At 63.2% G+C, this 20,368-nt stretch carries 18 protein-coding genes and 1 other RNA gene; 10 read left to right on the top strand and 9 right to left on the bottom strand.

The annotated features are described in order from the left end of the window. Positions 1–106: 106 nt before the first annotated feature. From fumC to ssrA, 5 genes are all read right to left on the bottom strand, one after another. Positions 107–1,501: a class II fumarate hydratase gene (gene fumC, locus BMI86_RS09905; protein WP_078541386.1), complete on the bottom strand. Its 1,395-nt coding sequence runs from the start codon at positions 1,499–1,501 to the stop codon at positions 107–109. A gap of 96 nt (positions 1,502–1,597) precedes the next feature. Next, on the bottom strand, positions 1,598–1,999 hold the full coding sequence (locus BMI86_RS09900) for an ester cyclase (RefSeq protein ID WP_281480113.1): 402 nt from the start codon (positions 1,997–1,999) through the stop codon (positions 1,598–1,600). A 4-nt stretch (positions 2,000–2,003) separates the two neighbouring features. After that, positions 2,004–2,468: a ClpXP protease specificity-enhancing factor SspB gene (locus BMI86_RS09895; RefSeq protein WP_078541119.1), complete on the bottom strand. Its 465-nt coding sequence runs from the start codon at positions 2,466–2,468 to the stop codon at positions 2,004–2,006. A 154-nt stretch (positions 2,469–2,622) separates the two neighbouring features. Beyond that, entirely contained in the window at positions 2,623–3,048 is a 426-nt protein-coding gene (locus BMI86_RS09890) for an ester cyclase (protein ID WP_168173829.1), read from the bottom strand. Positions 3,049–3,144: 96 nt separating this feature from the next. Continuing rightward, positions 3,145–3,500: a transfer-messenger RNA gene (gene ssrA, locus BMI86_RS09885) on the bottom strand. An 89-nt stretch (positions 3,501–3,589) separates the two neighbouring features. Here ssrA and BMI86_RS09880 point away from each other — a divergent pair. The 3 genes from BMI86_RS09880 to BMI86_RS09870 are packed head-to-tail and all read left to right on the top strand — an operon-like array spanning position 3,590 to position 7,166. Next, positions 3,590–5,161: a glycosyltransferase family 1 protein gene (locus BMI86_RS09880; RefSeq protein WP_078541115.1), complete on the top strand. Its 1,572-nt coding sequence runs from the start codon at positions 3,590–3,592 to the stop codon at positions 5,159–5,161. Then, complete coding sequence (locus tag BMI86_RS09875; RefSeq protein WP_168173828.1) at positions 5,158–6,303, top strand: glycosyltransferase; 1,146 nt, start codon at positions 5,158–5,160, stop codon at positions 6,301–6,303. Before BMI86_RS09880 ends, BMI86_RS09875 begins: the two co-directional genes overlap by 4 nt. After that, positions 6,300–7,166, top strand: a complete 867-nt coding sequence (locus BMI86_RS09870) for a sulfotransferase family 2 domain-containing protein (RefSeq protein ID WP_078541111.1) — start codon at positions 6,300–6,302, stop codon at positions 7,164–7,166. The genes BMI86_RS09875 and BMI86_RS09870 overlap by 4 nt, the downstream gene beginning before the upstream one ends. 164 nt (positions 7,167–7,330) lie before the next feature. On the opposite strand, the gene BMI86_RS09860 is transcribed toward BMI86_RS09870, so the two are convergent. After that, positions 7,331–8,512, bottom strand: a complete 1,182-nt coding sequence (locus BMI86_RS09860) for a hypothetical protein (RefSeq protein WP_246831682.1) — start codon at positions 8,510–8,512, stop codon at positions 7,331–7,333. Positions 8,513–8,615: 103 nt separating this feature from the next. Further along, positions 8,616–9,668, bottom strand: coding sequence for an ABC transporter substrate-binding protein (locus BMI86_RS09855; protein ID WP_078541107.1), 1,053 nt, complete (start codon positions 9,666–9,668; stop codon positions 8,616–8,618). Between the two features lie 206 nt (positions 9,669–9,874). Between BMI86_RS09855 and BMI86_RS09850 the strand changes: the two genes are divergently transcribed. Beyond that, a complete protein-coding gene (locus tag BMI86_RS09850) occupies positions 9,875–11,287 on the top strand; it encodes a deoxyribodipyrimidine photo-lyase (RefSeq protein ID WP_078541105.1) in 1,413 nt (470 codons plus the stop codon). Between the two features lie 22 nt (positions 11,288–11,309). On the opposite strand, the gene BMI86_RS09845 is transcribed toward BMI86_RS09850, so the two are convergent. After that, complete coding sequence (locus tag BMI86_RS09845) at positions 11,310–11,816, bottom strand: transcription termination/antitermination NusG family protein (protein ID WP_078541103.1); 507 nt, start codon at positions 11,814–11,816, stop codon at positions 11,310–11,312. A 195-nt stretch (positions 11,817–12,011) separates the two neighbouring features. Between BMI86_RS09845 and BMI86_RS09840 the strand changes: the two genes are divergently transcribed. The 4 genes from BMI86_RS09840 to BMI86_RS09825 all read left to right on the top strand — a co-directional run bounded on the left by BMI86_RS09840 (position 12,012) and on the right by BMI86_RS09825 (position 16,779). Further along, complete coding sequence (locus tag BMI86_RS09840) at positions 12,012–13,442, top strand: mannose-1-phosphate guanylyltransferase/mannose-6-phosphate isomerase (RefSeq protein ID WP_078541101.1); 1,431 nt, start codon at positions 12,012–12,014, stop codon at positions 13,440–13,442. A gap of 140 nt (positions 13,443–13,582) precedes the next feature. After that, a complete protein-coding gene (locus tag BMI86_RS09835) occupies positions 13,583–15,700 on the top strand; it encodes a YjbH domain-containing protein (RefSeq protein ID WP_078541099.1) in 2,118 nt (705 codons plus the stop codon). After that, positions 15,697–16,344: a YjbF family lipoprotein gene (locus tag BMI86_RS09830; RefSeq protein ID WP_078541097.1), complete on the top strand. Its 648-nt coding sequence runs from the start codon at positions 15,697–15,699 to the stop codon at positions 16,342–16,344. Before BMI86_RS09835 ends, BMI86_RS09830 begins: the two co-directional genes overlap by 4 nt. A gap of 99 nt (positions 16,345–16,443) precedes the next feature. After that, positions 16,444–16,779 (top strand): hypothetical protein, encoded by a 336-nt coding sequence (locus BMI86_RS09825; RefSeq protein ID WP_078541095.1) that lies wholly within the window; start codon positions 16,444–16,446, stop codon positions 16,777–16,779. Positions 16,780–17,241: 462 nt separating this feature from the next. On the opposite strand, the gene BMI86_RS09820 is transcribed toward BMI86_RS09825, so the two are convergent. Next, positions 17,242–18,300 carry a glycosyltransferase gene (locus BMI86_RS09820; protein ID WP_244176631.1) on the bottom strand — a complete coding sequence of 353 codons (1,059 nt, stop codon included), beginning with the start codon at positions 18,298–18,300 and terminating at the stop codon, positions 17,242–17,244. A 414-nt stretch (positions 18,301–18,714) separates the two neighbouring features. Here BMI86_RS09820 and BMI86_RS09815 point away from each other — a divergent pair, with 414 nt between their 5' ends. Together BMI86_RS09815 and BMI86_RS09810 are read left to right on the top strand one after the other, a co-directional pair. After that, complete coding sequence (locus tag BMI86_RS09815; protein ID WP_246831681.1) at positions 18,715–19,872, top strand: polysaccharide biosynthesis/export family protein; 1,158 nt, start codon at positions 18,715–18,717, stop codon at positions 19,870–19,872. A 3-nt stretch (positions 19,873–19,875) separates the two neighbouring features. Then, positions 19,876–20,322 (top strand): low molecular weight protein-tyrosine-phosphatase, encoded by a 447-nt coding sequence (locus tag BMI86_RS09810; RefSeq protein ID WP_078541090.1) that lies wholly within the window; start codon positions 19,876–19,878, stop codon positions 20,320–20,322. The last annotated feature ends 46 nt before the right edge of the window (positions 20,323–20,368 follow it).

Genomic DNA, 20,368 nt, shown 5'->3' with positions numbered 1-20,368 from the left:
CCTGCGGCATTCACCCCGGGATATTTGAACAAGACGAAGCGGGCAGAGCCCCCGAACGCAAAAGGGCGGCCACCGGGGCCGCCCTTCGTCATTCATGAGAGCTGGATCAGGCTTTCGGGCCGATCATCTGCTCGGGACGCACGACCTTGTCGAAGGTTTCCTCGTCGACGAAGCCAAGCTTGATCGCTTCTTCCTTCAGGGTGGTCCCGTTCTTATGCGCGGTCTTCGCGACCTTGGTCGCGTTGTCGTAGCCGATGGTCGGCGCGAGCGCGGTGACCAGCATCAGCGACTCGTGCAGCAGCTTCTCGATGCGCGGCTCGTTGGCCTCGATACCTGCGACCATGTTGTCGGTGAAGGCCGAGGCGCTGTCGCCCAGAAGCTGCATGGATTGCAGCACGTTGTAGCTCATCATCGGGTTGTAGACGTTGAGCTCGAAATGACCCTGCGAGCCGGCGATGCCGACGGCGGCGTCGTTGCCCATGACATGCGCGCAGACCATGGTCAGCGCTTCGGCCTGCGTCGGGTTCACCTTGCCCGGCATGATCGAGGAGCCCGGCTCGTTTTCCGGCAGGATCAGTTCGCCCAGACCGCAGCGCGGGCCCGAGCCCAGCAGGCGGATGTCATTGGCGATCTTGAAGAGCGAGGCGGCCACGGTCTTCAGCGCGCCCGAGAACATCACCATCGCGTCATGCGCGGCGAGCGCTTCGAACTTGTTAGGCGCAGTGACGAAGGGCAGGTCGGTGATCTCGGCCATGTTCGCCGCGACCGTCTCGGCCCAGCCAACTTTCGTGTTCAGGCCGGTACCGACGGCGGTGCCGCCTTGGGCCAGTTCGTAGATGTCGCCGAGGCAGGCTTCGACGCGTTCGATCCCCTTCTTCACCTGATGGGCGTAGCCGGAGAATTCCTGACCAAGCGTCAGCGGCGTCGCGTCCTGCGTATGGGTGCGGCCGATCTTGATGATGTCCTTGAAGTCTTCGGACTTGGCTTCCAGCGCCGCGTGCAGCTTGCGCAGACCCGGCAGCAGCACGTCGCGCGCCTGCATCGCGATCCCGACATGCATCGCGGTCGGGAAGGTGTCGTTCGAGGACTGCCCCATGTTGCAGTGATCGTTCGGGTGGACCGGGTCTTTCGAGCCCATCTCGCCGCCGAGAATTTCGATCGCGCGGTTCGAGATCACCTCGTTCGCGTTCATGTTCGACTGCGTGCCCGAGCCGGTCTGCCAGACGACCAGCGGGAAGTTGTCGTCGAACTTGCCTTCGATCACTTCGCCCGCAGCCTCGATGATCGCATCGGCGATCTTCGCGTCCATCTTGCCCTGCGCCTTGTTGGCCATCGCACAGGCTTTCTTGATCACGCCAAGCGCGCGGATGATCGGGACGGGCTGGCGCTCCCAGCCGATCGGGAAGTTCATGATCGAGCGCTGCGTCTGCGCGCCCCAATATTTGTCGGCGGGAACTTCAAGCGGGCCGAAGCTGTCGGTCTCGGTGCGGGTCGCGGTCATCTGGGCCTCCATGATTGCGCGCAATCTTTCGCTCGCACTGATAGGGCGCGCGGAGGGATTTTGCAACGGTATACGGAGGTATACTTGGTGTGGCTCTCAGATCTGTGCGGCGATTGCGTCGCGGTCGATCAGGGAATGCACCTCGCGGATGCGGCCATCGGTGACGCGATAGAAGACATGTTCGTCGAAGGTCACGCGGCGGCCGTTCACCGGCAGATCGAAGAGCATTCCCACGGGCGTGCAGTCGAAACGCAGCCGGGCGGCGATCACCGGCGGATCGGCCACGAGCGTTTCTGCGCGGAAGTGCAGGTCGGGGATCGCGCGATGGTCACCCTCGAGCATCTGCCGGTAGCCCGCGAGGCCGAGCGGGCGCGCGTTGTGCGTAACTTCTGGATGCACGAAATCGCCGAGCTGCGCCCAATCTTGGGCGTTCAAACAATCAAGATAGCCGCGATAAAGCGACAGGAGTGCTTCGCGGTCCAGAGGCTCCGAAGGCACCGGATTACTTGCGGAATTGATCGAGGCTGACGACCTCGGCCTCGCCACGCTCGGCAGGGGCGGCCTCTTCCTCCTCGGCCACCTCATCCTCTTCGATCTCGTCGTCTTCGTCATATTCCTGCGTCTCGAAACGCAGGCCGAATTCGACGGAGGGGTCGACAAAGGTGGTGATTGCGTCGAGCGGCACATAGAGCGGCTCGGGCGAATTGCCGAAATTCAGCGTGATCGAGAACCCGTCCTCGCCCACTTCGAAATTGTCATACCAGTTCTGGATGACGATGGTCATTTCTTCGGGGTAACGCTCGCGCAGCCAATCGGCCAGCTCGGCATCGGGGTGACGAGTGTCGAAGGTGATGAAGAAGTGGTGCTCGCCGGGCAGACCATTGGCTGCGATGTCGCTCAGCACTGTCTGGATCAGCCCGCGCATCGCGTGATGCATCAGGTTGCCGTAATCAATGGATTGCGTCATGGCCGGGTCCCTTTCTTCTCGGGCTCAGCATAGGGGATTCGTGGCGGGCCGCAAGGCGGGCAGAGCCGCGCGAAGGCTGACGTCGAGGGCATGTGCTGGGTGTGGCGGTCTTCGATCTTGCGCAACCTTGGGGAGAACCTCACGGGGGCCGCGCCTATCCCAGCACTTCGCCCGACAGGCACAGCGCGACGGTGTCGCGCGGCATCATCTCCAACGCCTCGAAAAGCGCGATCACGTCGTAATTATTATAGGCTTCCACAATCCTGTCGCCGCGAAACCGCATCTTCAGTTGCCCGGTGAATTCCACCGCGCGCGCCGATTGTGCCGATTTCCCCGCGATTTTCAGAAGCGTCCAAAGCCAGTCTTCCGTCTCGACATGGCGCAGCACGGTGATCTTGATGTCCTGCAAATGCGCCCGCAAGGCCGGCACCAGCTCGCGAAATTCCTGCGGTCGAAATTCGAGCCCCGGCAACAGCCCGTTGGTCTGCGCCTCGGCGTCGAACAACCCGTCGACCTCGTCCAGCCGACCTTCGCCCCATACGGCATGGAGCCACGTTTCGATCCTCGCAAGCTGGGACATCGCGCCCCTCCGTTTCCCGTCGGTCCTGGGGGCCACCATGGCAGGCACGGATTTCAAACCGGTTAACGCCGGTCGTATCGCAAAAAGAGGGGGGAAAGTGCAGGATTCTGTTGCAAGGCTCCTGCGGGCCCCGCCTTACGCGGCTAAGCGCAAGGAGTTAAGTTTCGGTTACCCGAGCTGCTTACGCAGCCAGAGCGACCGGAGCACGGTTGTCGTTGGCAACTGTACAAATCGCACCGATAACGGTGGTAGCTCACCGGGACAAAGCAAACATCTTTACACGTTCGTCGATCCTATTTCGGCCCCATTCTCCCCCAACGAGGGTTGATTGGTGGAGCCGCCGGGTACCGCCCCCGGGTCCGATCCGCTTATTACATGCGCGTTTATGCCCATAGTCCCCGTTGCCGGGAACGTCTTGGAATATAGGGGGAAGATCGGGGCGCTTCAAGGCGTCGGATGGGATGGATACGCATTAACCGGACGTGAACTTGCCGCGCGCTATAGCTCGAGTCGGGTCAAGAACTGGCCACGGAGGGACGCGATGAGCGACAAGTCGATCCTGATCGATCTCAGCACAAGCTATCAGTTCCGCCATTGGCGGCCGATGGGCATCTTGCGGGTGGAGCATGCGGTCTGGCGGGCGTTTGCCGCCCGGTTTGGGGCGCGCGCGGTACCGGCGATCTATGATGAGGCGCGCGGCGGGTTTTACCGCATTCCGCAGGCGATCTTCGAGGAGGTCATCTTCCGCAACGGCTGTCAGCCGGAGGCGCCTTCACGCGCGCTCACCGCGCCGCGGCGCTGGCGCTCCTGGGCGCGGATCGGACGGTTTCTCTGGCGCGCCCGGCGCAGGGTGCGGGCGGTCGGGCAGGGCGGGCGATACGACGAGGCCGAGACCCGCGTGCGCCGCGAGAGCGCCGTGGCGGAAGAATTGCTGCGGCTGAGCGGGGAGGAATATGCCCTAATGCGCCATGGGCTCGTGGCTCTGGAACGGTTCGCGCCGGGGATCGCGCCGCGCATCCGGGCGCTCGACGCGCTCAATCACCGGGCGCATTACGGGCTGGTGCATACGGTCCACGACCAGATCTGCGCGGAGCGAAATCGGATCGTGCCGGAAGAGGTGGGCGAGTATGTCTCTGCCGGTGGATTCTGGGGCGATGCGCGCTACCGGGCCGCCTATGAGATGCGGGCCGCTCACGGCTGGCGGCTGAGTTATTACATCCACGACCTGATCCCGATCCTGTGGGGCCACGTGGCCGAGCCCACGACGCGCGAGACCTTTCCGCCCGCGCTGCATTGGATGCTCTGGGGCGTGGATCGGGTTTGGACGAATTCGGAGGTGACGCGGCGCGATCTGCTCGCCCATGCCGCCCGCTGCGGCTATCCCGAGTTGCAACCGGAGAAGGTGCGCGTCGTGACGCTTGGCGCGGATGCGTTCCGCGAGACCGCGTCCGCCACCGATCTCGCGGGGCTCTTCGCACATCGCGATCTGGAGCCTGGGGGCTACGTTTTGATGGTGGGCACGCAGGAGCCGCGCAAGAACCATGATTTCGCCTATCGGCTCTGGCGTGAACTGGCTGCGCGCCGCGCGGGCGATATCATGCCGTTGGTCTGGGTCGGGCAGCCCGGCTGGTCGATCGGCCCGCTGCTTGAAATGGTGCGCGCCGATCCCGGCCTGCCGCATGGCGCGATCCGCATCCTCGATGATGTCGACGACGCCGAGCTGCAGGCGCTCTATGCGCTTTGCCGCTACACGATCTACCCGTCTCATTACGAGGGCTGGGGGCTCCCGGTCGTCGAGTCGCTTCTGCATGGCAAACCCTGTCTGACATCGGATGCGCCCGCCTTGATCGAGGCGGCGGAGGGCTGCGCGGAGGCGATCGGGCTATTCGACGGCGAGCGATGGCTGGCCCGGGCCGAGGCGCTGATGGACGACGAGGCGGCCTATCGCGCGGCCTGTGCGCAAGCGGAGCGGTTCACGCCGCATCGATGGGCCGATTTTCGAGCGGCACTCACCGCCGGGTTCGAAGCGGCCGGCGGTGACACCTCCACGCGCGACCCTGCATGGACCCACCAGTCGCGCCAGCCGATCCCCTATCGCGACGATGCCGCATGAAGATCGCAGCTTTCGGTCATTACCCGATCCACCGCCCTCTGCATGGCGGCCAGCGCCGGGTCGCGGCCATCGCCCGGCAGGCGCGCGCGGCGGGCAACATCTTCCGCTACGTCCCGATCTACTCGACGCGCGGCTATCCCGATGGCTCCCCCGATGAGCGCCGCACGGCGGTGCCGGAGGCGCTGCTTGCGCGTCTCCACGATCCGCAGCGCCGCGAGGATCTTCATATCTCCGACACGCTCAAAGATCATCCGCTGATCGAAGGGCTGATCAGGGAACTGCGCGATTTCGCCCCCGATGCGGTGCAGTTCGAACATCCGTGGCTCTATCCGCTATTCGCCGAGGCGTTAAACCGCGATCCGGTCCTGCGCCGCGCTCGGCTGATCTATTCCGCGCATAATGTCGAGGCCGCGCTGATCGATCCGCATTGGCGCGCGGAGGCTGAGGCGTTCGAGGCCGCACTCGTCGCGAGGGCCGATCTCACCGTCGCGGTCTGTGAGGTCGATGCGTGCCATTTCGCGCGCCTGCCGGGCGCGACAGAACTCGTCGTAGCGCCAAACGGCTGCTGGGCGCCCGCTCCCGAGGCGCGCCCGTCCGCGCCGCTCGACGGACCCTATGCGTTTGTCGCGGGCTCTGCTCATCCGCCGAACGCGCGTGGCTATTGGGCGTCCTTCGGTGAAATTCCCGGCTTTCTGCCACCTTGCAGTCGCCTCGTCGTTGCAGGCGGAATGACCCATTTAATCACCGACGACGACCGCTTTCGGCGGTACGCGCAAATGAACGCGGAATTCGTCGCGCCCCTTGGCGTGGTGGCGGAAGAAACCTTGAGCGGTCTTCTGCATCACGCCCGCGCCATCTGCCTTCCGATCACCGAGGGCGGCGGCACCAATCTCAAGACCGCCGAGGCGCTTATGTCCTGCAAACCTGTCGTCGCGATGCGCCCCGCGATGCGCGGGTTCGAAGAGGCGGAACGCCTCAGCGGCGTGCATGTCGCAGACGACCCGGAGCAGTTCCGCCGCTTGCTGCGCGATGCCATGACCGGCGCGATAGGCTCGCAGCGCCGCCCGGAAGAGGTCGCGCAATATGGCTGGCCCGCGCAGCTCGCGCCGCTGATGTCCCGCTATGAAAGTCTTGCCGCATGAAAGATTTACCGCCGCACCCCGTCCCCTTTGCCGATCCCGACCTCGCCGCGCAGACGCAGGCAACGCCCTCCGCGATCGACACCTTGTTCCAAGCCTATCTCGGACGCCCTGCGAAAGAGGGGGCGCAGAGCTCGTTGAAGGAGCGGCGCGCGAGCGTGGCCGATGTCGAGCGAGAGTTGCGGGGATCGGAGGAATATCGCCGCAATGCGCGGCTGCTGCGCGATCACGATCGCAGTCAATATGACGGCGCGATGCTGTATATCGCACCTGCGCGCGCCGTTTTCTGCCCGATCGCGAAGGTCGCCAATACATCGGTCAAGGATTGGGCGCTGCGGCTGGTCGGCGACGGTCGGCCCGAACCCGGCATGTCGCATTACTGGCTCGATTCCGGGCAGAGCCTGATGCAAGCGCGCCATTGGGCTTTCGCTGCGCGCGACCGCGTCGATCACGCGCCGGACTGGGTCTCGGTTGCGCTGCTGCGCGATCCCGTCGACCGGTTGGTCAGCTGTTATTGCGACAAGTTCGGGCGCAACCGAATGCAGGATTCGGTGCTGCATCATACGCGCCCGGTCTATGCGTTTTTCGCGGGCGGGGGCGATCCGGACCGGGAGATGATCGAGCGCGGATTGAGCTTTCGGCAGGTCTGTTTCTACATCAACGCGACCGCACGTAAGGTGCAGGACAGCCATTGGACCGCGCAGTGGAGCTACTTGCAAAATCGCCGCTGGGACCGGCTGTTTGCGCTAGAGGAGATCGAGAGTTTCGAGAACTTTCTGCGGGACCGCCTGCCCGAAGAGCTTCGCGACATCCGATTGGGGCTGACCAATGCCGCGCAAAAGGCGGGCGGGGGGGGCGATCCGTGATCTCTCCGATGCGCTTCCGGGGGAGTGGATGGGCGCGCGCACGCCGCCTTACGACGCCTTTCTGAGCGATGATATTCGCGGCTTCATCGGCGATTACTACGCGCTCGATGCACGGCTGCATGCGCAGGCGCTTTCCGAGAGTTAAGCCGAGGCGGTTCCGCCGATCAGTCGCCTTCGGCCGGAATGCCAAGAAGCGTGATCGCCACCCCCAAAGCGGCGAGCGCCCAGAACGCGTAGCGCTTCGTGCCCTCGGTCTGCAGTGCGGCGAGCACCGCTTGCAGCGTGTAGTAGCCGGCGAAGGCGCGCGACGCATAGGAGATGATCTGGAATAGATCGGTCGTCCAGGTCAGCGCGATCCCGGCGCCGATCAACACCGGATAGGCCGCTTTTTGCGGGATTTTCCCGCGCGAGAACTCCGCGATCAGACCGCCCGCGCCCCCGGTATCGGCCACGGCGGCCGAGAATTGCGCCGCCAGCGCAGCGGCCACCAACATCGCGGGCAGGATCGGAGCGACGACGCGCATCATGTCGATGATCGCGGTCTCGGTCAGGTTATGGGCGTTGGGCGTGAAGATATAGGCGAGCAGCGCGATATAGACCATGTAGATTGCGGTCGCGAGCATCTGCGCCCATTTCATCGCCGCGACCCGGGTGTCGGCATCGTAGCTCTTGCCCAGATAGCGCGCGGTCTCGAACCCCTGGACGGTGACGATCAGGCCGAAGAGCAGCCGCAGCGAGTCCCACGGGCCCAGCGTCGGTGCATCGACCATCAGATCGCCGGCGACGGCCACCTTGCCGAAATAGACCGCCAGCCCGAGGATCAGACCGGCGATGATCGCGAGTTTGAGCGCGACCGAGGCATATTCCATCTGCTCGAGCCGTTTGAACCCTCCGGAGAACCCGGCGATGGCGACGATGGCGAGCATCGCCGTGGTTACCGCGCGGGCGGCGAAATCCGTGTTCCACGGCGTGAGCGAGACGGCGAAAGCCCCGAACAGGTTGAGGTAATAGGCGACCGAGATGACATAGGCGAAGGCGAGCGCGAGCTGCGCCACCTCTTCGATGCGCTTGATCACGGCGGTGTCGGGCACCTCCTCGGCGCGGATGTTGGCGCGCACGGCCGCGCCGAAAAACCAGCCCAGAGCACACAAAGCCGCCATCGCGAGCGGGGCGAAGCTGCCGTAGCGGACCTCCAAAATCGGGCCCAGTACCAGAAAGCCGGAGCCAATGATCGAGGCCAGCGGGGTCACCATCGCGCGCCATTTCGGGCGGTCGCGCAGCTGGGGCAGGAACATTGCTGCAAGGACGATCAGGGCGAGAAGGATAATGGCTGCGTTGAGTATCATGACTTGTCTCAAATGGTCGGTTGCACGCAGCTAGGGCGAGGGGGGCAATTAAAAAGGGCCGCGTCAGACGCGGCCCTTCGCTGTGATCTATTCGGCGCAGTGATCAGAAGCCAGCCTTGATTTTCTCGAACTCGGCCAGCTGCTTTTCGCGCAGTTCCGGCGAGTTCGGCGTCTGGGCGAGGATTGGCGCGTTGATCTCGGTCAGGCCCGCCGTTTCCAGCTGCTCTGGCGGGATCAGCTTCATCGCTTCAGTGTTGGTGTGACCGTAGCCGATCTCGTCGACGAGAACCGGGCCCGCCTCGGGGCGCAGCCATGCGTTCATGAAATCATAAAGCTTTTCTTCCGAGCCGGGACCGTCCTTGAGGTTCACGAAACCGCAGAACCAGGTCGACGAGCCCTCTTTCGCCTCGCGCTGGAAGGCGACCGGGTAGTTGTCGTCCTGCAGATAGGCGACGCCGTCATTCCACGACCACGCGACCAGCACTTCGCCCGAGGCCATCAGCTGCGCCTGCTGCGAGGGGTCGGTCCAGTAGCTTTGGACGTTCTTGTTGGCCTCGCGCAGCCAGTCGGCGGCGGCCTGGAACTGTTCGTCGGTGACATTGGTCCAGTCGGTCACGCCGGTCGCGAGATAGGCCAGCGCCCAGACATCGTCCGAGCTGTCGGGCAGCGAAGTGCGGCCCGCATATTTTGGGTTCACGAAGACATCGAGGCTCGCCACGTCTTCGGCCGGGACCTTGTCGGGGTTGTAGGCGATCGCGGTCGCGCCCCAGTCGGTCGGCAGATACCAGACGTTCTTGTCGTCATCGACGAAGATCTTCGAGTTCAGATACTTGGGGTCGATGTTCTTGAATTCCGGGATCTTCGAGACGTCCCAGGGTTCGATCAGCCCGGCATCCTTGTATTTCGAGATCATCTGCGAACAGGGATGCGCCGCGTCTGCTTTGAAGCCCGAAGCGAGTTTCTGATAGGCCTCGTCGTCATCGCCAAAGAAAGCGTAGGTCGGGCTGTCGCCGTATTTATCGATGTAAGGCTGGAAAAGGCCGGGGATTTCGAAACCGGCCCAATCGAAGATGGTCAGGTCCGGGTCGGCGGCACGGGCCGGGGCGCTCAGCGCGGCCACGGCAATCCCCGCCAGAAGGAGAGCAGAATTCTTCATTGCATATTCCCTGTTTTGTGTTCGTTTTGTGAAAACGCTAGAGCGGCTTTTTCGCCCTCGCAAGAGGCATTTGCACGGCAGATAGGCAGGAGCCCTGCGGCAAAGTGTGGAAAAGCCTCGACGCAGAGGGGCGTTGCGGAAAATTTGGGCGCGACTGAACCGGATCGGGCGCCGCGCGTAGGGAAAGGGAGGCAAAGGAGACGAGCATGAGTGACACCCCCGTCCTGTTATGGCTGCGGCGCGACTTTCGATTCCACGATCACGAGGCGATGGCGGCGGCAGCCAAAACCGGCGCGCCGGTGATCCCGGTCTTCATCCATGACGATCAGGTCGAAGCCTTGGGGGCGGCGGCGAAATGGCGGCTCGGCCTTGCCGTGGAGACCTTCGCGGAGAACCTCGCGGAGAAAGGCTCGCAGCTGATCCTGCGCAAAGGCGCGCCGCTGAAGGTCCTTCAAGCGCTGATCGAGGAGACCGGGGCAGGCGCGGTCTATTGGTCGCGCCGCTATGACAAGCCGGGCCGGGAGACCGATACGGAGGTGAAATCCACGCTCTCCGAGGCTGGGATCGAGGCCCAAAGCTTCACCGGGCATCTCTTGTTCGAGCCGTGGACCGTGGAGACGAAAACGGGCGGGCCTTACAAGGTCTACACGCCCTATTGGAACGCAGTGAAGGGCACGGACATCCCGCCGGAAGTTAAGACGGTATCTGAGCTTCGTGCTCCAAATAACTGGCCTGAAAGCGAAAAGCTGGACGACTGGAAGATGGGCGCAAGGATGCGGCGCGGTGCGGCAATCGTCGCGAAACATGTCAATGTCGGCGAGCGCGCCGCCCAGTCACGGCTGTCGAATTTCCTGAGAGTCCGCCTCTCGGACTACAAAACGCAACGCGACGTGCCCGCCTCGGGCGGCACCTCGGGCCTGTCGGAAAACTTGACTTATGGCGAAATTTCTCCGCGCACGATCTGGCACGCCGGGTATCGCTACATGAGCGAGGGCAATCAAGGCGCCGAGACCTTCCTGAAGGAGCTCGTCTGGCGCGAATTCGCGTGGCATCTGTTCTTCCACTGGCCCGATATGGCCGAGCGCAATTGGCGCGAGGAGTGGAACGGATTCGACTGGCGGCGCGACAACAATGACGCCGAGGCGTGGCGGCGCGGCCTGACCGGCGAGCCCTTCGTCGATGCGGCGATGCGCGAGATGTATGTCACCGGAACGATGCATAACCGCGCGCGGATGATCGTGGCCTCCTATCTCAGCAAGCATCTGATGACCGATTGGCGGGTGGGCCTGCGCTGGTTTGAGGATTGCCTGATCGATTGGGACCCGGCGAGCAACGCGATGGGCTGGCAATGGGTGGCCGGGCCCGGGCCCGATGCGACGCCTTATTTCCGCGTGTTCAATCCCGAGACGCAGCTCGAAAAATTCGACAAGGACGGGCGTTACCGGAAGGATTTCATCGCCGAGGGGCAGGTCAACCCGCCCGAGACGGCGACGGATTATTTCGAAGCGGTCCCAGAGAGTTGGGAGTTGTCGTTAAACCAAAAATACCCCGAGCGCCTGATCGATCTCAAGAAAGGCCGAGAGCGCGCCTTGGCCGCGTATGAGCAGCACAAAGGCTAGTTTGCCGCGGTAATTGAGAGCCTCAGATCAAGGCGTCGGATGTCGCCTTGATCCGGGTCTCGCGGCCCATGAAATCCAGCAGCAGCCAGACCCGTTTCTCGGCATCGACCTTTTCGACCGTGGCCACGAAATCCGCGAAGGGGCCGGTCGCCAGCGTGACCTCGTCTCCCGGCGCGTATTCCGGCAGCGGCTGCAGCTGGTCCTCCGCGTCGCAGCGCGCCTGCAGCGCCTTGATCATCGCATCGGGAACCGGTGTCGGGCGCCCCGCGAGCGCCACGAGCCGCGTGATCCCCTGCGTGCCGTTAACCGCGCCCAGACGCGCCGATTTCTCCTGTTCGCGCACGAAAAGATAGCCCGGAAAGAGCGGCGCACTGCGGGTCACGAACTTGCCCGACTGGCGACGCGTCGTCTCGACCATCGGCAGGAAAATTTCGAACCGCTGCCGCTCCAGATTACGCCGGGCGATCGCGGCGCTGTTGGGCTTGAACTGGGCCACATGCCACGCGCGGGCCGGGCTTTGATCGGTCATGAAAGGGCTTTCTGTTCAATCGAATTACGCCCGTATTGGCTGAGGGATCGGGCGCGGAAAGTCAATCAGGCAAGGCGAACCTGCGCGAAAACGTGCGCGCTTAGGTTGTCCGATCCGAAGTTAACCTTGCGTTAGGGATGCCTGTGCCAGGCTCGTGGCAGGCAGAAAATCTGCCGCTGTTTTGGGAGGATACGCATGATCACTCCGGTTCTTCTCGCGGGCGGATCGGGCACTCGGCTATGGCCACTGTCCCGGCGCAGCTACCCGAAGCAATTCGCAGAACTGACTGGCCCAAAGCCCCTGTTTCAGGCCACGGCCGAACGGCTGTCGGGCGAGGGTTTCGCGCCCCCCGTGGTCCTGACACAGTCCGATTTTCGCTTCATCGCGACGGAGCAGCTTGCCGATACCGGGATCGACCCGGGCGCGGTGATGCTCGAGCCCGAGGGCCGCAACACCGCGCCCGCCATACTCGCGGCCGCGCTTTGGGTCGCGCAAAAGGCCGGAGAGCAGGCGCTGATGCTGGTCGCTCCGTCGGATCATGTCATCGCCGATCCAGATGCGTTTCGGCACGCGATCGCGGCGGCGGAGCCCGCGGCGCGGGCAGGGCGGCTGGTGACTTTCGGCATCACACCCGACCGCGCGGAAACGGGGTATGGCTATCTCGAACCCAGTCGGGAGGCAGATGCGCAGGGCGTCGTGCCTTTGCTCCGGTTCATCGAGAAACCCGACATCGCGCAGGCCCGCGCGATGTATGAGAGCGGGGATTACCTGTGGAATGCCGGGGTGTTCCTGTTTTCGGCAGGGGCAATCCTCGACGCAGCCCGAACCCATGCGCCGACGGTTCTCGCTCCGGTTGAACAAGCCTTTGCCGCGGCGCGCGCCGATCTGGGATTTCTGCGCCTCGATCCGGAGGCATGGAGCGCGGCGCCCGACATCTCCATCGATTACGCGATCATGGAGCGTGCAGAGACTGTCTCCGTCATGCCGGTGCAGGCGGGCTGGTCCGATCTTGGCGACTGGGAAGCGGTGCGCCGTGCGAATCCGGGGACACGCCCCGATGGGGTGACGCTCTCTGGACCCGCGACGGCCATCGACTGCCGCGACAGCCTGCTGCGGTCCGAAGATCCGCGCATCGAGATGGTCGGGATCGGGCTTGAGGATGTGATCGCGGTGGCGATGCCGGATGCGGTGCTTGTCGCGCATCGCTCGCGGGCGCAGGATGTGAAGGCGGCGGTCAGCGCGCTCAAGGCGCGAAACGCCGCGCAAGCCACGGATTTTCCACGCGAACACAGGCCCTGGGGCTGGTTCGAACGCCTTGTGCTCAGTGACCGATTTCAGGTGAAGCGCATCACGGTCAAGCCCGGCGCGGCGCTCAGCTTGCAAAGCCATCACCATCGGGCGGAGCATTGGATCGTTGTGCAAGGCACCGCGCTGGTGACGCTGGGAACCGAGACCCGCCTCGTGACGGAAAACGAATCCGTCTACATCCCGATCGGCGAGACTCACCGGCTCGAAAACCCCGGGAAGCTGCCGATGGTGCTGATCGAGGTGCAGACCGGCGCCTATCTGGGCGAGGATGACATCATCCGCTACGAAGACGTCTACATGCGCTTGGCCGGCGAATAGCAGCCAACTCGGCGGTGCGCCGCCACCACTCCGTGCAAATCTGCGACAGCTCCTTAAGAAAGCGTGAATTCGCGTTTCGGAGGAGTACGACTCTCTGCTAGGTCTCCAATTGATTGTGACCGAGCCGGATTTCTACACATATGTTGGTGCGCCCCTACCGCTCCCGTTTTCTCTTCCTCGCGATGGCGAGCAGTGCGCTTGCAGGGTTCGGATTTGGTCCCGCCTGCGCGCAGTCGGCCGACCGCGCGTGGGGCTATAACAGTTACGGCATCCCCGGCCTGATCGACATGCCCGTCGCGGGCAGCCGCGAGGATGCGGAGCTTGGCTTCAATGTCTTCGCCTTCGCCGGGCAGACCCGCGTCTCGGCCGCGTTCCAGATCACACCGCGCCTGTCGGCAGGCTTCCGGTATTCGACGATCAAGAACTACTTGGGCGGCAGCGGCACACTCTACGACCGCAGCTTCTCGATCCAGTATCGTTTCCTCGACGAGGGCCGCTTTCGGCCCGCGATGGCCATCGGTATCAACGACATGACCGGCACCGGTGTCTATTCCGGCGAATATGTCGTGGCGACCAAGTCGGTCACGCCGAAACTGCGCGCGACGGCGGGGATCGGCTGGGGGCGGCTCGGGTCGAATAACGGCTTCGACAATCCGCTGGGCGTGCTGGGAGATCACTTCAAGACACGCGGCGAACGCACCGGGGCGCAGGGTGGGACATTCCAGCCGCAGCAATGGTTTACCGGAGATGCGGCGCTGTTCGCTGGTGTCGAATGGCAGGCGACCGACCGGCTGCGGCTGATGGGGGAATATTCCTCCGACGCCTATACGCGCGAGGACGGCCCGACCTTCGATCGCAAATCCCCGATCAATATCGCCGCGCAATACAAGCTCAGCGACAACGCCTCGATCACGGCGGGCTATCTCTACGGCACCGATCTGAGCGTGCAGCTGAGCTATGCGCTGAACCCCAAACACAACGCCCATCCGAGCGGGCTCAATGACGCGCCGCCGCCGGTCGTGCCGCGAGCCGGCGTCGAGGCCGCGCAAAGCTGGACGAACGATCCGGCCTATCTCGCGGCGAAGCTCCGCCCGGGCTTGGCGCAGCAAGGCCTCGTGCTGGAAGGCGCGGAGCTCAGCGGCTCCACCCTCGCGGTCCAGATCCGCAACGATCGCTACAATGCGCCGCCCGAGGCGATTGGGCGCGCGGCCCGCGTGCTGAGCGCGCAGGCCCCGGCGAGCGTCGACCGGTTCGCGATCACCCTGTCGGAAAATTCGCAGCCCGTCTCGACCACGACGATCCGCCGTGACGATCTCGAGGCCTATGAATTTCACCCGGTCGGCGGCGAGCTGATGCGGGCCCATGCGCAGATCGATGGCGCGCCCGCTCACCTTCCGGTTGCGCCCGGGACCTATCCCCGCTTTTCGTGGGATGTCGGGCCGTATCTGCGACCGGGCCTGTTCGATCCCGACGATCCGATGCGCGCCGATCTTGGTGTCAGCGTCAATGCGCAATACGAGATCGCACCGGGCCTGCTGCTGTCCGGGCGCGTGAACCAGAAGGTAATCGGCAATCTCAATCAGGCGAACCGGCCCTCGGATTCGGTGCTGCCGCATGTGCGCTCGGATGCGTGGCTCTATTACAAGAATTCCGGCCCCACGGTTCCCGAACTGACGGGGGCCTATTTCTTCCGTCCCGGTCGCGATCTCTTCGGACGTGTGACTGCGGGCTATCTGGAGCCGATGTTCGCGGGCGTCTCGACCGAGCTGCTCTGGGCGCCCGAGCACAGCCGTCTCGCGCTCGGGGCTGAGCTCAACCGGGTGCGCCAGCGCGGCTATGACCAGCGTTTCGATCTGCGCGATTACGAGGTCACGACGGGCCATCTGTCGGCCTATTACCAGTTCACCGACCAGTTCTATACGCAGCTCGATGTGGGCCGGTATCTCGCGGGCGACTGGGGGGCGACGCTGAGCTTCTCGCGCGTTTTCGACAATGGCTGGAAGGTCGGCGTCTATGCGACGAAGACCGATGTGTCCTCGGCAGATTTCGGCGAGGGCTCCTTCGACAAGGGCTTCATGATTACGATCCCGCTGCACTGGGCGACGGGACAGCCAACGAAGCAACGTTATTCGACCGTGATCCAGCCGATCGTGCGCGATGGCGGGGCGCGGCTGGGGGTGTCCAACCGGCTTTACGGGATGGTGCGCGAGGATCAGCCCGGCTCCTTCGACGGCAATTGGGAGCGGTTCTGGCGATGAGATCACTGGTTTTCGGTGCGGCGCTGCTGGCGCTTGGGGGCTGTGCGCAGCTCGAAAATCTGAGCAATACCGTGACGCTCTCGGGCAGCCGTTCCGCGGGGCAGGGCGCGACTGCGCCGACTGCTACAGCTCAAGGCGAGGGCGTCGGCGTGAAAGTGGTGACGCAGACCGCTCCCGCGCGCGGTCTCGAAGTAGTCATCCCGTCGCGCGACGCCAATGCGACCCTGTCTCTGGCCGGGCGTAACGGCACGGTCGAAACCTGGCGCACGGATGACGACATCACGGTGTCCGTGGATCGTGGCGTGGTGATTGCAACCAGAGGTTTAGGCGATGATCTGATGGCCGCGGATTCCGGACCGACGCTCGCCGCCCTTCGCGGGACGAAGATCGGCGCCTATCGCCGGACCTACCGCTTCCTCACGGCGGACAACCATTCCGATTATGTCCTGCTTGGCTGCGAAATGACGACAGCCGGAAACGAAACCCTCGCGGGGCAGAATTTGCTGCGTCACGAAGAAAAATGCAGCAATCCGAAAATGACCGTCACCAATATTTATTGGACCAATAAAAAGGGACGGGTCCAAGCCGGGCGGCAATGGGTTTCCCCTACTGTCGGGCAGATCGCGATTGGTGTGCTCAACTAAGCCGGTTGAACCGTTCGGGATTAATTAACCCTATGGTTCACCAAAAGATTAATATAAGATTATCATGTCTTACCTATCCCAACCTAATCGGAGGTTTCGATGACGAAGTTCTTTACCGGTGCCATTGCAGTGGCAGCTACTCTCGCCGGCGCCCTTCCGGGTGCGGCCCAGGATCTGCAAGCGCCGGCCAATCTCAGCCATGACGCGCTCGTCGCTTGGGCAAAAGCCAATAACGTTTGTGAAACGGCCGTTTCCGATGCCGTTTACAACGCCGACGGGAACGTCGCTGTGACTTGCACGCCCAAGGCGACGAAGAGCACTCTTAGCGGCGCCACCCCGGTCGCAGCGGTGATCATTGGTGTCGGTCTTGCAGCGGCTGCGATGGGCAGCGGCGGCGGTACCAATGGGACCAACGGGACCAACGGCACGAACTGATCCGTTCGAGCCGAGAATAAGAAGGGCCCCGCATCTGCGGGGCCTTTTTGATTCGGGCTAAACCTAAGTCAGGCCAGAGAAACTGTCCAAATGGACAGCGGCTCCAGCAACTTTATTTCATGCCGATTCGCGCATCCTGTGATATGACATATTTGTGACGGGTATGAGGTGAATGGGGATTCACGCGATGCTTACGGGACTCGCAATTTTTCCTCTCGCGGCTCTGGTGTGGATGATGCTCTGCGAGAGTGTTGCACCTATGCAGGACGAAGCGCCGTATCGCGAGGTGGCTAAGTAGGGACCGCTTGGGCCGGTTACGGCCCCGGCGAGGTGGTGACGAGCGCCGATCCGCGCAGGATAGGTAAGACTCAATGCGCCAATCAGCGCTCGGCGCCACCTGAAAAGATACACGCAGACATGCTGCGCAACTTTGAGGGCCGAGTTGATAAGGGCCTATTTGCGTTAGATTTTTACCCGTTCACGGCGGGAAGTCGCCATCGCGCGACGCAATTTGCTGCCAAGCGCGACGCGGCGGTAGATCAGCATGTAGCAGACGAAGACCACGCCCACGCCTGCACCGAGGGCTGCGGGGGAGGTCGCGCTGAGCACAGTGATGGAACATGCGATCAAGCTGAGCGACCAGAGCACAACCGAGGTGATCGGATTGCGCATCTCCGGGCGTCCGAGCGACTCGGCGATTCGTTTCGCGCGGCTGCGATAGACGAGGCTGTGGAGATGCAGGCGGTCCGCCGCCCCAGGATGCGTGCCGTCCCGCTTCACGCGACGCCTGATCGAGACCACGGTTTCGATCCACGGATAGGCGAGTGCGAGTACGGCGATCAGCGGGGAAATCTCATGATTTCGGGCGGGAAGGACAATTCCGATCACCGCGAGCACGAACCCCGTCGCATAGGCCCCGGCATCGCCGTAAAACAGCTTGCCGGAGGGGAAATTCATCACAAAGAACCCCGCAATCGAGCCGATCATCAGCAGACAAATCGCGAGGATCGGTCCGTCATTGGTCTGTCCGGCGATCACCGCGAAGGCGGAGAAAACAATGATCGCGGAGCCGGATGCGAGCCCGTTCACGCCATCGATGATGTTGAGCGAATTGGCGATCCCGCCGATCGCGATGGCGCTGAGCGCGATGCCGAAGGCCGGGTAGTGGAGCAGCACGTAGTCGAGGCCGGGAATATCCGAGCGATGAATATGATAGCCGGATACGAGGCAGAAGATCAGCCCGGCGCACACGGTGGCGATCAGGCGCCATTTAGCAGAGACTTTCTTGGTAATGTCCTCGATCGCGCCGGAGCCGAAGGCGGGAATGGCGCAGAGGCAGATCGTCCACCAGAGCGCCTGCGTCTGCGCATCGAGCGTCAGGCCGGCAGCCAACGCGCCTGCGAGGAGCGCAAAGCCCCCGATGCGTGGGGTTGGAGCTGCGTGGATTTTCTGGACACCATGATCGCCATCGAGCGTGAGTTTGCCATGAAAGCTCTTGGTCGCAACGATCAGGACCGCCATTAACAGCGACGCAACAAAAGCTGTCACAACATACTCAAGACCAATCATACACTGCCCCCCGGCAATAAAAATCATTATCGCGGCGGCAAATCTTAATATTTTGCTAACGCGATAGAGTGAAAAATACTGAAAATCGTACGAATACCGTCGATAGAGAGATACTTAACTTTGTTCCCGGGGGTCAACGTCCTTTCACACGCCTTAGGCGAGTATTCGCGACAACGCCTCATCACCTCTTCGTGAGGCCCGGGGTGACGTTGCGTCGCCTGAACGGTGTCACGAACGCGATGAAATCAATCCGGTTTCACGCTGTGCGCTGCTCGCCACAAGGTTGAAAGGCTTGGCGGGCGATTCATGCCGAAGTATGAATGGGCGGTTGAAAACAGCGACAGCTTCTCTATTCAGAGGCGCTAGATGAAGCCCGTCTCAGGTCCCTTGGCCGAGGAATGGGTGGCAGGCATAGGTAACGAGGCTCAGGAGGGCACGATGGGGGCAATGACGAGGATTTTCGCGGCGCTTTGCGCGTTGCTCTTTTTGGCCTCCTGCGACACCTCGACCACAAATTTCCCGGTCAACACCCGCAATGTCAGTTCCGTTGAGGATCCGGCGGCGGGCGATGTCGCGATCGTTCGGCTCAGCCTCGCCAATGTTGCCACCTTCGGCGCACCGTCCGATCTGAGCGGCGGACGCACGACGCTGCCCTCGAGCGACTACTGGAATTATCGGATCGGGCCGGGCGACCTGCTTGATATCGTGGTTTATGAACATCCCGAGCTGACCTCGCCCGCGGGTTCGACCCGGACGCCCGCCGAGGGTGGTCTGCGCGTCAATTCGGACGGCACCTTCTACTATCCCTATGTTGGCAATGTGCGCGCCGCGGGCCGCACGCCGGAGCAGGTGCGCGCCGATCTCTCGCGTCAGCTGAAGGAATTCATTCCCTCGCCGCAGGTTTCGGTGCGCGTCGTGGGCTACAACTCGCAGACCGTTTCTGTCACCGGCGAGGTGGGCAAGCCTGCGCGGATCCCGCTGACCTCCAAGTCGCTTACGCTGCTTGATGCGATCAACGAGGCGGGCGGCCTGAATGAGACGGCCGATGCGCGCCAAGTGCTCGTTCGTCGTGGCGGGCGGAGCTACGCGGTCGATCTGCAAGCCTTCCTCAACCAGGGCATCGCCTCGAACAACCCCGTGCTGCGCAATGGCGATGTCGTCTCGGTGCAGCGCGCGACGAAGCTCGAAGCCTATCTCCTGGGGCAGTTGGTGAAACCCGGCCCGATCGATCTGACCAAGGATGATGTGAGCCTCACCGAAGCCGTCACCTCCGTCGGCGGGCTGAACACCAATCAGGCCGATGCGCGCGGTGTCTTCGTGTTCCGCGACAGCCCGAGCGGTGTGATCGTGTTCCAGCTCGATACGTCGAGCGCGGCGGCCTATGTGGTTGGCACGAAATTCTTCCTGCACCCGCAGGACGTCGTCTATGTCACGACCGCACCAGTCGCGAAATGGAACCGCGTGGTCTCCAACATCCTTCCGACGCTGAGCACGGCGCGCGCGGCCTCCGCGCTCGCGAACTGATCCATGGCGAAAGTCGGATCCATCCTCGTCGTCTGCGTTGGCAATATCTGCCGCTCCCCGGTGGGCGAACGGGTTCTGGCCGCGGCCCTGCCTGACTGCAGGGTCGGTTCGGCGGGCATCGGTGCGGTCGTCGGCGCGAGTGCTGACAAGACCATGACCGAGGTCTGTGCGGAACACGGGCTGAGCCTCGACGGTCACGTCGCGCGCCAGTTCACCGCCGAGATCGGCGCCGAGCACGAGTTGATCCTCGTGATGGAGGCGGGCCACAAGCGCGAGATCTCGCGCCGGGCGCCGCAACTGGGCGGGCGGGTGATGTTGTTCGATCAATGGATGGGGGGCAAAGGGATCGCCGACCCGTACCGGGAACCGATCGACGCCCATCGCAAGGCCTTCACCGAGATTTCCGCGGCGAGCGAGGCATGGGTCTCGCGGCTCGCACCGAAACGGTGATCCGCGTCACGGCGGCATAGGCGCGGTTTTGAATAAGCATTTGAGA

The sequence above is a fragment of the Thioclava sp. DLFJ5-1 genome, from assembly GCF_002020115.1.
GTDB lineage: Bacteria > Pseudomonadota > Alphaproteobacteria > Rhodobacterales > Rhodobacteraceae > Thioclava > Thioclava sediminum.
The sequence above is the reverse complement of the archived record's forward strand: the minus strand, read 5'-3'. Positions and strand labels throughout refer to the sequence as shown.

Coding starts and splice junctions, on each gene's coding strand:
- BMI86_RS09895 (WP_078541119.1), bottom strand. CDS start 2,468: ATGACGCAATCCATTGATTACGGCAACCTGATGCATCACGCGATGCGC.
- BMI86_RS09830 (WP_078541097.1), top strand. CDS start 15,697: ATGAGATCACTGGTTTTCGGTGCGGCGCTGCTGGCGCTTGGGGGCTGT.
- BMI86_RS09820 (WP_244176631.1), bottom strand. CDS start 18,300: ATGGCGGTCCTGATCGTTGCGACCAAGAGCTTTCATGGCAAACTCACG.
- fumC (WP_078541386.1), bottom strand. CDS start 1,501: ATGACCGCGACCCGCACCGAGACCGACAGCTTCGGCCCGCTTGAAGTT.
- BMI86_RS09810 (WP_078541090.1), top strand. CDS start 19,876: ATGGCGAAAGTCGGATCCATCCTCGTCGTCTGCGTTGGCAATATCTGC.
- BMI86_RS09825 (WP_078541095.1), top strand. CDS start 16,444: ATGACGAAGTTCTTTACCGGTGCCATTGCAGTGGCAGCTACTCTCGCC.
- BMI86_RS09890 (WP_168173829.1), bottom strand. CDS start 3,048: ATGTCCCAGCTTGCGAGGATCGAAACGTGGCTCCATGCCGTATGGGGC.
- BMI86_RS09855 (WP_078541107.1), bottom strand. CDS start 9,668: ATGAAGAATTCTGCTCTCCTTCTGGCGGGGATTGCCGTGGCCGCGCTG.
- BMI86_RS09850 (WP_078541105.1), top strand. CDS start 9,875: ATGAGTGACACCCCCGTCCTGTTATGGCTGCGGCGCGACTTTCGATTC.
- BMI86_RS09835 (WP_078541099.1), top strand. CDS start 13,583: ATGTTGGTGCGCCCCTACCGCTCCCGTTTTCTCTTCCTCGCGATGGCG.
- BMI86_RS09815 (WP_246831681.1), top strand. CDS start 18,715: ATGAAGCCCGTCTCAGGTCCCTTGGCCGAGGAATGGGTGGCAGGCATA.
- BMI86_RS09870 (WP_078541111.1), top strand. CDS start 6,300: ATGAAAGATTTACCGCCGCACCCCGTCCCCTTTGCCGATCCCGACCTC.
- BMI86_RS09840 (WP_078541101.1), top strand. CDS start 12,012: ATGATCACTCCGGTTCTTCTCGCGGGCGGATCGGGCACTCGGCTATGG.
- BMI86_RS09880 (WP_078541115.1), top strand. CDS start 3,590: ATGAGCGACAAGTCGATCCTGATCGATCTCAGCACAAGCTATCAGTTC.
- BMI86_RS09845 (WP_078541103.1), bottom strand. CDS start 11,816: ATGACCGATCAAAGCCCGGCCCGCGCGTGGCATGTGGCCCAGTTCAAG.
- BMI86_RS09860 (WP_246831682.1), bottom strand. CDS start 8,512: ATGATACTCAACGCAGCCATTATCCTTCTCGCCCTGATCGTCCTTGCA.
- BMI86_RS09875 (WP_168173828.1), top strand. CDS start 5,158: ATGAAGATCGCAGCTTTCGGTCATTACCCGATCCACCGCCCTCTGCAT.